General features: G+C 58.9%; 6 protein-coding genes. 3 read left to right on the plus strand and 3 right to left on the minus strand.

Features of this window, described 5'->3' with window-relative positions; translation table 11 throughout:
• Positions 1–94: 94 nt before the first annotated feature.
• Complete coding sequence (locus RBB44_RS24885) at positions 95–3583, minus strand: AAA family ATPase (protein ID WP_209181341.1); 3489 nt, start codon at positions 3581–3583, stop codon at positions 95–97.
• A complete protein-coding gene (locus RBB44_RS24890) occupies positions 3583–4854 on the minus strand; it encodes a DNA repair exonuclease (RefSeq protein WP_209181340.1) in 1272 nt (423 codons plus the stop codon). Before RBB44_RS24890 ends, RBB44_RS24885 begins: the two co-directional genes overlap by 1 nt.
• 257 nt (positions 4855–5111) lie before the next feature.
• On the opposite strand from RBB44_RS24890, the gene RBB44_RS24895 reads away from it, so the two are divergent.
• A complete protein-coding gene (locus RBB44_RS24895; RefSeq protein ID WP_306150506.1) occupies positions 5112–6506 on the plus strand; it encodes a Fic family protein in 1395 nt (464 codons plus the stop codon).
• Positions 6507–6971: 465 nt separating this feature from the next.
• Here RBB44_RS24895 and RBB44_RS24900 read toward each other — a convergent pair whose 3' ends face one another.
• Positions 6972–7847, minus strand: a complete 876-nt coding sequence (locus RBB44_RS24900; protein ID WP_209181338.1) for a LysR family transcriptional regulator — start codon at positions 7845–7847, stop codon at positions 6972–6974.
• Between the two features lie 96 nt (positions 7848–7943).
• Between RBB44_RS24900 and RBB44_RS24905 the strand changes: the two genes are divergently transcribed.
• On the plus strand, positions 7944–9503 hold the full coding sequence (locus RBB44_RS24905) for a proton-conducting transporter membrane subunit (RefSeq protein ID WP_306150505.1): 1560 nt from the start codon (positions 7944–7946) through the stop codon (positions 9501–9503).
• Positions 9504–9519: 16 nt separating this feature from the next.
• On the plus strand, positions 9520–11895 hold the full coding sequence (locus RBB44_RS24910; RefSeq protein WP_306150504.1) for a YbcC family protein: 2376 nt from the start codon (positions 9520–9522) through the stop codon (positions 11893–11895).
• Positions 11896–12295: the final 400 nt, after the last annotated feature.

Genomic DNA, 12295 nt, shown 5'->3' on the forward strand with positions numbered 1-12295 from the left:
GTGCTCTGGTCTAAGCTCAACTAAAATGTGTAAAAAGGATTTTATCACTCAACTCGTTTTAGGAAGCGATGTGAAATGCGATAGTTAGGCGTCGTTAGGGCCACGAAATCTCGTGAATTCGAACATTCGGAAGGACCTGCATTGCAATCTCGCACAGGTGCCGATGATGGGTGAGGTAGATGACCTGGCCCACCTGAGCCATCTGTCCGAATAGCCGGAATACCTCTTCGGAGCGCGGCTCGTCGAACGTTTCCATGATGTCATCAGCGATGAACGGCACGGATGGCCTGGCCGCCGCGAATTCCTCATATCCAGCCAATCGAAGCGCCAGATACAGCTGAAACTGCGTGCCCTTGGACATTTCGACTGCGAGCTTGGAAGCGCCATGCTGAGACAGTCCGATCAAGGCCTCGCGGTCCTTGTCAGGCCGCGTGGCAAGTCCGGTGTATTCATCGCGCGTGATCAGCCGGAACGCTTCGGACGCCCGGTTCATCATCTCGCTGCGGTGTTTTTCCCGATAGGCACGAATGCCGTGTTCAGCGACCATGCTGCCGGTTTTCAGGCGCAGATATCGCAGCGCCAAGTCCTCGATTTCCAGAAGCAATGTGCGTCGGCTGGCTTCAAGGCGGGCGACAGCGTCATCGCCTCCGATAGCGTTCAGGGCATCACTTGCTCGAGCCCTGTCGGCGAAAAGATCCTTCGCCCGACCGTCAAGGTCAGCAAGACGCGTTGCGAGTTCGGCTTGCTCCTGCTGCAAGTCACCGAGGTCGATTTCGGCGAGGCCGGCCATTGCGTCTTCGAGCGATTGCTGCTGCATCTCACCAACGATTTGCTGCTCGAGCTTACCCAGGTGCCCAATCAAGTCGTCTCTCTTCCTGCAGCGCTCCAGCGCTTGCCGGACATCGGCGAGCTCGTCGACATGGAAGAATTCAGTCATCTGCTTTTTGCGTGAGGCATGAACCGCGATCTCGCCATCCAGTTTCTCGCGTTCCCGTTCCAGGTCGGCAAGAGCCTGGTTCCGTTCCCGTCGCTTCGCGTCTGTCTGCCTGGCTTCATCGTGCCGTCGGATCAAAGCCTTGGCCGCGGCGAGCGGATTGTTGCCGTCAAACATCTCGTCGAGAGCGGCATGCAGCTGCCCGACGGTGTCGGAGAAAGTCGCCTGATCGGATTCCATGGACGCGATGCGATGCCGCAGATCCTCCTGCTCGCGTAATGCTTCGGGGAGATCGGCTATGGCGTCGAGGAGTTCTCGCACTGCGCCGATGCTGTTTTCCCGGTCGGAAAACCAGGTGGTGGAGAGGGTATCTACCCAGATACGCTGCCATTCTTCGAACGAGGCCACAGCTTCGTCCAATGCCGTCTTTCGCTGCGCGGCCGCGGCTTCTAGATCCCCAAGGCGTTTGTCGGCCTCCGTCCGTTTGGCCTGGAGCGCGGCGTGGTCTGCAAGAATGTTGTCGGCAGCCTGCATCAGGGCGGCCAAATCCAGTCCCTCGACGTCGATCTCGATGGAGGTCAAGGAGGTGGTGAGTGAACCTTGCTCTGTTGCCATCGCTGCCTTCACTTCGTCGAGGTCACTCAGAGCACTACGGAGGTCATCATATGCAGCCAGTGCTGAGGTGTGGCCCTCCGTCCATTTTCGGACCATTGCAAGCCATGCATCCGTGGGCGCTTCGGCCGGCAGTTCGAATTCGGCCGGCGTTTCCGATCGGATTACGCCGCGCAAGGTTTCCAGCTCGTTTCCGGCCTCTTGCATCAATCGGTCTTGCTGATCGAGGCTCGCTTTTGTGACCGATAGTGCCGTCGATAGAGACCGTAATTCCTCGAGTTCCTTGACGGCGTTGAGGCGCGCTTCAACGATCGCGTCAGTCTTTCGCATTTCTTGTTCGAAACGATCAGCGGTTTCTCGAACCAGGCTGGATAAATGGTGAGCCCACGCTTGGTCGCGTTCGAGGAGGGCAGCCTTTGCCTCCTCATCATTCATGATAGTGGACGCTTCGCGCAGGGCAGAGATCCTGGCGGTGCCTTCACTATTCTTTGCCGAGAGTTCCTGCTTCCGCTCGACGATCTGCGAACGGCGCTTCTCGATCCCCTCGAGGGTCGATTTCCACGCGTTCAGACGATCGGGATGGGGCAGCGACATTTTACGCAAGTCCGCAGCGTCGCCTGTCCACGGGTGGAGCTCGTCGATAGCATCCTCAAGGGCGCGCCTCTTGCCTGGAATGGCCCGCTCGGCAAGCCGGAGTTCGGCCGCAAGGTTTCCGTCGCGCAGGCGTTTCAGCACCGATTGAAGCAATGCGACCTTGCCGGCGTCGACCGCGGTGCCTTGAACTTCGAGCGCCTGCCGGGTGCGTTGTTCACTTTCCAATGCCAGCCGGGCTGCTTCCTGTTCCCGCTCTGCCGTTTGTCGCGCGACATCGATGCCGGACTTCTGAGCGATCAGATCACGAAGCGTTCCGATCGTGGCTGCAGGGACCAGCAGCGTCTTCGGATTGTCGATATCTGACTGACCCAAGGTTGCGAGGATCAGACCGATCTTTCGGGCCCAATCCGAAAGTGCACCCTTTCTTTTCGGCAAATTCTCATGGGCGGTCGTGTGGCGCGCGGCTGCATCTCCAAGCCGCTCGAGATCGTCGGCCATCTCGAGCAAACGTTCCTCGACAACAAACCCTTCGAGTTCGTCGCGGATCTTCTGTTCGCGCTGATTGAGACCGGCAACCCGTGTTTGAAGCCGTGTCTCTTCAACGATGAGATCCGGAAGAGCTGCCGCCCACTCGTCCGGAGGATGCGGCATGTCCTTGTATCCCGCCAGCTCATCCTGCCCTTGACGGTATTCTGATGCCAGGGGGTAGGCACGCAGGACGCGGGCAATCTCTTCATGGCGCACTTTGGCTGTCGCAATCTCCTTCATGGCGGCATCATAGGCTGTCTCGGCCTGTGCGAGTGCTGCCGTCAGGGTTTTGTAAGCGGACGCCTGTACATCGATTTCGTCGCGCTGAGACTTCAGGTCTGCGATCTGTCGCTTCAGACCTGCGATCTTGGTCGAACTAGCGCGCTTCCGGAAAATACCATCGGCTTCGGCGGCAGCAGTTTCGAGAATGGAATTGACGCCCGCCAAGCCTGCACTTGCCGAGAATAGCAGTTCGCCCAGATCGCCCTTGCTCTCGAGGATGGCGTTGCCCCCATCCTCAAGTGTCTGATCATCGAGTGAAAACATCATGCGATACGCGTCGCGTGACAGTCCGGCGAGCGGTAGGCTCAAAATCGCCTCGTTGACCGGCTGTCTATGCTCGTTCAGCAGCGAGTTGCTGCGCTGCTTGACGCGCCTGAACTCATGGGCCGATCCCTCAAATTCGAGGCAGGCACCAAGTTCCATGGCCTTACCTTGATGAAGAAAACTGTAGCGCGTGCGCTCCTCGATTCCGAACAGGAGATCGAGATAACCTGAAAGTGCCGTCGATTTACCTGCTTCGTTCAAGCCGTAGACGATATGCAAATCCGGTTTGCCGTTCTCATGCTCCCCGAATTCGATCGAATAATCGGTGAACTTGCCGTAGCGGGTGAGATCGAGCCGGCGTAGACGCATCAGTCGACCTCCGGAGCATTGAATTTGAGCCGGGCCAGCATGTCCTCGCTTCCTTCGGAAAGGAGTTGGTCGACCAGTGCTTCGAACGCGGCTTCGTCATCGCCGCTGAAACCACGCGCTTCTGGCGGCAAGTCATCGCGCAGCTCCTTGACGAGATCCTGCACGGCTTGCCGCACGCCGTGTTGGTGAATGATGTCGCCGCGTATCAGCTCGCCGAGTTCAAGGACTGGATCGGCGGTGGCACTGCCAACCGGCGTGCTCTCCGGCGCGTTTGTGTCGATCTCGATCTTTTCGATCCAGGTGTTTCCCAAGCTCTCCGCGCGCTGCTCGGCTTCCGCCAGCAGCAAATCGCGATCACGTCTCAGCCGCCAGGACAATCGTGTACTACCCGTCAACCGAACGCGTGCGACAAGGTGTTGCGATCGTGTTCGGTCTCGTGCTCCAGCTATTTCTTGTTCAACCAGGTCGGCAGCCTCCCGCCAGGTCTCGGCCGGGGACATATCGATCGAAACGCGTTCGAACTGGGCAATGCTGGACGGGCGTTCTTCGACGGTGAGGCTGCGATCATCATTGACGGTAACGAGAGTGACGGTCTTCTCGCCGGCTTCGTTGATGTCCCGCCCTTGAGGCATGCCAGGCATGATCACTATTCGATCGCCGGCATGTTGGGTCCGGGTATGAATGTGTCCCAGGGCCCAATAGTCGAACCCCCAGCCATGAAGATCCGTCACCTTGCAGGGCGCATAAAGGTCATGCCCGGGTGCCCCGGCAAGGCTTGTATGCATGATGCCGATATTGACCGCATCGGGAGTAGGGCGGTGATACTTCTCGAGAAGGCTTTCCGGCGCATGAGGCTTGGCGAAACTCAGGCCGTGAACAGAAAGCGCGAGGTCTCCCTTGGTGAAGTCGACGGAATGAGCGCGACCGCCGAATACAGTGACTGATGGCGGCAGGATGAGTTCCTGGGTGATGCGCGAAAGGGCGTCGTGATTGCCCCGGATGATGAAGGTCGCAATGCCAGCCTCGTGCAGGCGTTGCATCTGGCTGGCCAGAAACCGGGCGGTCTTCATCGATGTCTGGTCACCGTCGTAGAGATCGCCGGCAACAATCAGCGCGTCCACTTGCTCATCGACACACAAGTCGACGATCGTCACCACAGCCTGCCGCGTGGCATCGCCAATCAGTTCGGCGAGGTCACCATTGCGCAGTGCCAGTGAGCGCAATGGAGAGTCGAGATGAAGATCGGCGGTGTGGATGAATTTGAACGGCATAAACTTAGTATTCTAGGTCCTCCGATATAAAGTAAAGCCACCAATGAACCCGGGAAATTGAGAGCCGCGCGCAAGCCCTTCAACCACGATCATCACGTCTTTGACACCGTGTCCCCTGACCTATTTTCTCAGGTTGGCCTTCCTGGTTCCTACGCGCAATGATTCTTGCGTCTATCGCGCAAGTTTGCGCTTACGCTTGAAAATTGCGCCTAAACAACGATAATTGCGCCTACCCCCTACGCGCAAGAATCTCGGTAATGGCGAACAAAGTACCAGAAGACGCACTGAAAGAGCTGCAGGATATCGTTGCTGAACATCCTGATGGCATTTCCGCGCCAGATATCGCGAAGAGCCTCTCCGAAGCTATCCCACGCCGCACACTTCAGTACCGGCTAAAACAGCTCGTACAAGTCGGGCTACTGCGTATGACAGGCAGTGGTCGATGGGCGAAGTATCACCTTGCAACATCAGGACAACCTGCTGCTGGCGAGCCAGAACAGCAGGAAGATGACTATGGTCGTGTGATCAGGCTTTCGGATGAAGGGCAGGCGGTACGTGCTTATGTCACACAGCCAATAGCAGCCAGAAAGCCTGTCGGCTATAACGTCAATCTCCTCGATCAGTACGAACCAAATTCCACATTCTATCTTGAAGAGGAAGAGCGCGAACGTCTCCAGGAAATTGGCAAGCCCAAAACCGCGCCCCAGCCGGCAGGCACTTATGCGAAGCTCATTCTTAATCGGTTACTGATCGACCTCGCCTGGAACTCCAGCCGCCTCGAAGGCAACACCTATTCCTTGCTCGACACGAGGCGCCTGATCGAATTTGGAGAAGAAGCGACTGGTCGAAACCACATTGAAGCGCAGATGATTCTTAACCATAAGGATGCGATTGAGTTCCTGGTCGGCACCGCAGATGAGATCGACTTCAACAGATATACACTCCTGAACCTTCACGCCCTGCTATCCAACAACTTACTGCCGGATCCCTCGGCATCCGGTCGCCTACGCTTTGTCCCTGTTGGTATTGATCAGTCGGTTTTTCATCCCCTCGAAGTGCCTCAGCTGATCGAAGAAGCTTTTAATCAGCTGCTGCAAAAGGTGGCGGCAATAGAGGATCCATTTGAACAGGCATTTTTCGTGATGGTCCAGCTGCCATATTTGCAACCGTTTGACGACGTGAACAAACGGGTCTCGCGCCTAGCCGCAAATATCCCGTTGATCCGAAACAACCTCGCACCACTTTCGTTCACTGACGTTTCCCAGCGCGCCTACACAGATGCAATTCTTGGCTTCTATGAACTTAACGACGTATCGCTGCTTAGAGACGTTTTCTTCTGGGCCTATGAACGCTCAGCTGCAAAGTATGCGGCAGTCCGGCAATCCCTCGGCGAACCCGATCCGTTCCGGCTGAAATATCGCGCCGAGTTGCGCGAGATTATAGCTATGCTGATCCGTGCGAAAGTGGGGCGCAAGCAGATCGGAACCAAGGTGTCAGCATGGGCGAGCAGTCGAGTCGAGTCGGAAGATAGAGCCAGATTCACTGAGATCGTGGAGGACGAGCTCATCGGAATGCACGAAGGCAACTTTGCCCGCTATCAAGTAAGGCCATCGGAATTTAAGACCTGGCAAGAGGTTTGGGGCCCAAAGTGACTGAGAACGACCGAAGTCCGTACTTGATCGTACACCTGGCCGGTGCCGAGGCAGCGCGTTAAATCACCAAGGTCTGGCTGCTGGCGAAGCGTGACGATGGCCAGCTGAATTCTGCGTTCCTGATTGCAGGCCGGCAACACGAAGACAAACTGATAGTCGAGGCCTAGACATCGGCGGCCGACCATTGCATTGACGCGTCTCCGGTTGCTAGAAATCTGCTCGCAGTGTCCAGCAATGCCGTAACCGGCGGCTTTCGGTTCGTCCAAAGTGGACAGGTTGATCAAAGACACCTTAAAAGTAACCTTACGTCAATAAGTTTTCGGCTACGGTTCGAACGGCCAATAGTAACTTTATCCCGGTAACCCCTGCCTAACAGGTTGCCGGGATTTTCTTTATTTTAAGTTTTTCTGAGATTTTGCATTTCGTATGTGGTGACCACCCAATGGGGCTCACAACGAATAGACATCAGTCTTGATGCAAAACCTCCGCAATCAGTGGGTTCGGAAACTTCCGGCTGATCGTTACCGCTGCAAAGACTTCCCGCACTTCATCTAGCCGGGCGTACTCCTTGAGCCGCCCTGCCTCCAGTTCATCTTGCACGACAATTGCAGGAATGACCGCCACGCCCGCATCAGCGCGTGCCAATAGCCGCAACATCGCCATGTCATCGGCTTCCGCAGCAATCTTGGGGACAATGCCAAGCCGTTCGAGCAGCGCATCAAAGCCGGCACGAAGCGAGGTCTCGGGTGTCGGCAGTACAAGCGGCTGTGATGCCACAATGTCGGCTATGCCGGTTGCCTCACTGGACAAGCGCTCGGGGGATCCGATGAGGCTGACCGGTTGATCGGCTAGGCTGTGAACGAGGAAGGGGCTGGCGGCATCGCGCGCTGGAACCAGGTTGGTCAAAACGATGTCCAGCGCCTGGGCTTCCAGAGCCCGCAGTAGCATTTCCTGGGTTCCCGACCGCAAGATCACCTCGACATCATCCCGTCCGATGAGCGGATCCAGAAACGACATCTGAAAGTTACGCGATAAGGTGGCGCGCGCACCGATCCTAAGGATCCGCCGCTTGGTTTCCGTTCTTTTCAAAGTGGCCGTGAGGTTTTCGGCGGCCCGGAAAATCTCGTCCGCATGATCGAGCGCGATCCGTCCGGCCTCCGACAAGACCAGATTCCGCCCGCGCCGCTCAAACAAGTCATGTCCCAAAGTGGCCTCAAGAGACTTGATCTGGGCGGAGACGGCCGACTGGGAAATGTTGAGCGTCTTGGCCGCACCCGTCAGGGTGCCATCCTGGGCGACGGCACGAAACAGGCGAAGATGATGTAGATTAAGTGTCGACATTGTTCTATCAGATAGAATGGTTTCTCACTTTATATGTATTTTTCTTCAAATACGCCATGACCTAAAACCCATGCGACCCCGAAATGGAGAAGTCTCATGGTGTTTTCGATTTCGTTTCTTGCCCCCTTTGTCGTGCTGGCCGCCGCCTGTTTTGCGTGGCGCCGCCCGGGCGCGCGCCCGGAAGGGGTGCCCAAGCTTGCCGAGTATGCGGCCCTTGTCGCGCTTGCATGCGCCACATTGGGTGCCGTCCAATTCATCGCTGCCGGACCGGCAAAACTGGCCATCTTTTCCGGTCCTGCCGTTTTGGCCCTGCAGGCGAACGCGGTCACCGTTGCCCTTGCGCTTCTGGTCGCTTTTATCGGCTGGGTCGTCACCCGCTACAGCCGCAGTTATCTTGACGGTGAAGCGCAGGAGGGCCGGTTTCATGCGCTCATGCTCGCGACCCTGGCTGCGGTTTTGCTGTTTGTGCAATCGGGCAGCTTCGCTGTTCTCATCCTGTCCTCGGCGCTCGTCGGGCTGGGTTTAAAACGCCTGCTGCTGTTTTACCGCAGCCGTCCGGAAGCCAAGCGGGCCGCCACAAAATTCGCACTTGTCTGGCATGGCGCCGACGCGGTTCTGGTTCTGGCCGCGGTCTTGCTGGCGGTCAGTTACGGCACGGGCGACCTCGACGGGATGGCGGCGGCCGCCTCCGAGGACGGCACGAACTGGCTCTCGTCCGCCGCCATCGCCCTCGTTGTGGTAGGCGCCATTTTGAAAACTGCAGCGTTCCCGGTGCACGGCTGGCTGACCGAGGTCATGGAAGCCCCGACGCCCGTTTCGGCCCTGTTGCACGCAGGAATCATCAACTCCGGCGGCGTCCTTCTCATTGCGCTCTCGGGCCTTGTGCAGCTGAGTCCAGGCGCCATGGGAGCGCTCGTGATGGTCGGCGGGTTCACCGCGATTTTCGGGGCCGCCGTCATGTTGACCCAAAGCGCCGTCAAAACGTCGCTCGCCTGGTCGACGGTCTCTCAGATGGGCTTTTTGCTCCTGCAATGCGGGCTCGGCCTTTGGCCTCTGGCGCTTTTGCACATCATTGCGCACTCGCTGTACAAGGCCCATGCGTTTCTGTCATCCGGCGGGGCCGTGCAAGCGGTGGCGGGCCTGCGGCGTCCAGGACCGATCGCAGTTCCAAGCGTTGCTGCCGTGCTTAAGTCCTTTGCCCTGGCACTCGCCCTTTACGCCCTGATCGCTGCCCTCTTCACCATGGTCATTGGACCGAAGTCGGCCCAGGCCTTGGCTCTGGGAACCATCCTGATCTTTGGCGTTGCCTATCTGGTCGCCCAGGGTCTGGCGGACACTGCCCCGGCTGATCTGACCAAGCGCACCGCACTGGCCTCTCTTGCCGCCGCCTTTACCTATTTCGCCTTTCAGGCCATCGCGCAAGCCATCTGGGGGCCTGCGCTGCCCGCAGCGCCTGTGCCCGGCCCGCTTGAATGGGCGCTGATCGTGCTTGCCGTCGCCTCTTTCGGCCTGGTGGCCTTTGCACAAGCGCTGTTCCCGCTCTGGGCGCATCACCCCTCGACAGCTGGTTTGCGCGTTCACCTTGCCAACGGCTTTTACCTGAATGCGTTGCTTGACCGGGCCATCGGCGGCTTCCGCGTCGCAAAAGCAGACTGAGATCATGGAGACAGCAATGTTTATCAATCACGCACAGATCGCACCTGCTCTTATGTCCGCCGTTTTGAAAGCTGCGGAGACCGCTGCGCGGCGCATCCCGCCCGCTTTCCCCCTGGAAGCAACCGTGGCGGTCAATCCGTTCCTCGGGCAGACCGGCGAAGACCTTGCCAACGCGTCGGTACGGCTGAAGCGGGTGGCCGGTGTCCGGGCAACCCAGCCGAGGTCTGTCTATGCCGCAGCCATTGCCGCCGGTGAGATCACCGATGCGGATTTGGAAGCCGCACTTGCCGCTGCACATTCGCCGCTGAAGCCAGGGGACATCGCAGCGCTGAAAGCCTTTGCTGCGGCAGCGGACATGGACGAACCGGCCGCGTTGCCAACGGTTGCGGACCTTGCCGCCGAAGTGACCGGCACGGACTGGCCTTCGGTCATCGAAAAGACCTTCGGCATCTGGGCGGCTGGGCAGTTTGATCAGGGGCAAGCGCTCTGGTCGCCCGCGCCGGGGTCTCAGGCGTTCGCATCCTGGCGCGCTTGGGCCACCCATGACCTGACGCCCGAAATTGCGGGCCTGGCTGGCTTTTGTGCCCATGTGGCGGCCGCTCCGGACACCGCGGACCGGGCGATTTTCCGGGCCGCCGAAGCGCTTGGATTGAACGAAGCAGCAGCCGAGACCCTCTTTCACCGGCTTTACATGGATCTCGGCGGCTGGCCGCAGCATGCCCGCTGGCTCTTGTGGCAAGCCGAACTGAACGGGGACACCGACCCGACGCTGACCGATCTGCTGGCGATCCGGTTGATCTGGGAAGAGGCCTTGCTTGCGCATGTGCCGCAGGTCGCGCAGAAATGGGCTGAAACGGTCGCAGCCCATGCGGCTCCGGTCGAGCCCACACAAGACGATGTTGCCCTGGCAATTCTGCAGGAGGCGCTGGAGCGCAAGCATCAGCGTCATGTTTCGACGCTTCTGGACGGTCAAAGCGAAAAGCAGGCCCGTCCTGCAGTGCAGGCGGCGTTTTGCATCGATGTGCGTTCCGAAGTGTTCCGGCGGGCGCTGGAAAGCGTGGACCCGGGCATTGAAACGATTGGCTTTGCCGGTTTCTTCGGCCTGCCCGTGGCCCACAAGGGACACGGCTCGGATGTGGTGGAGGCTCATTTGCCCGTGCTGCTCAAGCCGGGTCTGGAAACCACGAGTCATGCCGATGCTGAAAATGAGCAGACAACGCGGATCGCCGCCCGGACCGCCCGCGCCTGGGGCCGGTTCCGGCAAGCCGCCGTCTCGTCCTTCGCGTTCGTCGAGGCGGCCGGGCCGCTCTATGCAGCCAAGCTGGTGCGCGACGCCCTGGGTCTGGGTGCCAAATCGGCAGACCAGCCCCATGCACCGCATGTTGCTGGGGGACTGGATGCCCGGAAAAAGGCCGACACAGCCGCCGCGGTTCTGGGCGCCATGAGCCTGACAGACAGCTTCGGTGAAATCGTACTGCTTCTGGGACATGGCGGGCAGGTGACCAACAACCCGCATGAAAGCGCGTATCATTGCGGGGCCTGCGGTGGCTATACGGGCGAAGTGTCCGCACGGCTTCTCGCCATCTTGCTGAACGACCAAGAGACACGGCAAGGTCTGGCCGAGCGCGGGATCACGGTGCCCGAGGATACGCTTTTTGTGGCCGGTCTGCACGATACGACCGTTGACGAGATCACGCTCTACGATGACGGCTTGCCGTCACATCGGAGCAAAGACCTCGACCGCGTCAAAGGCTGGTTGAAACAGGCTGGCCGGATCGCGCTTGCGGAGCGGTCAGGCACTTTGCCCGGCGCCACCCCGGACAGTGTTGCCGACCGCGCGCTCAACTGGGCAGAGGTCCGGCCGGAATGGGGCCTGGCCGGCTGCGCGGCGTTCATCGCGGCCCCGCGCAGCGCGACAGCGGGCAAGGATCTGGGGGGGCGGAGTTTCCTGCACAGCTACGACTGGCAAAAGGACGATGGCTTCGGCACGCTGGAACTGATCATCACCGCGCCCGTTGTCGTGGCGAGCTGGATCAGCCTTCAATATTATGGTTCTTCGGTGATGCCGGAGGTCTTTGGCGGCGGCAACAAACTCATTCACAACGTGGTCGGCGGCCTTGGCGTGATCGAGGGCAATTCTGGGCGGTTGAGACCCGGCTTGCCGTGGCAAGCCGTACATGACGGCGATCGGCTGATGCACGAACCGCTGCGCCTGTCCGTCATGATCGAGGCTCCGCAGGAGGCAATCCTGGACGTTCTAAAACGGCATCCGCAAGTGCGCGAGCTCTTCGACAACGGCTGGCTGCATCTATTCACGCTCAAGGATGGCAAGGTCGATGCCCGCTACCGTTCAGGCCTTGCCTGGAACGATGGAACCGCCGTGGCGGCTTGACAAAGCGCACGAAGCCGATCGGGCCTATGGCCTTGGAGAGTGAAGCGCCAATTTGCCTGATTTTGGCTTCCCGGGCGGCAATGCGAAGGCGCTGCTCGGGAAGCAACACCCTTCCCCATGTAAGACCAAAACTAGCAGAGTTACAGGCGGCAACGACGCATACTGTCCATACCGGGCGCAGCAAGACCCTTTTTAACTCAGGAAGCTATTTGTCTTGAAGTGCCTGATAACGGAAATGTTTGACGGGCTCTCGACATTGCCCATGCCGTTTGGAAAGACCAAATCGAGTTCGCTTGTAGGGGAGTTTGCTTTCCAGGACATCATGTTCCCCGTCAGCGCCTATGGGTCCGGATAAGCTGATTGCTTAAGGGAGAGGTTTTGGCTCATCTTCACTGATCAG

This window comes from Roseibium sp. MMSF_3247 (genome assembly GCF_030733765.1).
In the GTDB taxonomy this organism is placed as follows: domain Bacteria; phylum Pseudomonadota; class Alphaproteobacteria; order Rhizobiales; family Stappiaceae; genus Roseibium.

Coding starts and splice junctions, on each gene's coding strand:
- RBB44_RS24885 (WP_209181341.1), bottom strand. CDS start 3,583: ATGCGTCTACGCCGGCTCGATCTCACCCGCTACGGCAAGTTCACCGAT.
- RBB44_RS24890 (WP_209181340.1), bottom strand. CDS start 4,854: ATGCCGTTCAAATTCATCCACACCGCCGATCTTCATCTCGACTCTCCA.
- RBB44_RS24895 (WP_306150506.1), top strand. CDS start 5,112: ATGGCGAACAAAGTACCAGAAGACGCACTGAAAGAGCTGCAGGATATC.
- RBB44_RS24900 (WP_209181338.1), bottom strand. CDS start 7,847: ATGTCGACACTTAATCTACATCATCTTCGCCTGTTTCGTGCCGTCGCC.
- RBB44_RS24905 (WP_306150505.1), top strand. CDS start 7,944: ATGGTGTTTTCGATTTCGTTTCTTGCCCCCTTTGTCGTGCTGGCCGCC.
- RBB44_RS24910 (WP_306150504.1), top strand. CDS start 9,520: ATGTTTATCAATCACGCACAGATCGCACCTGCTCTTATGTCCGCCGTT.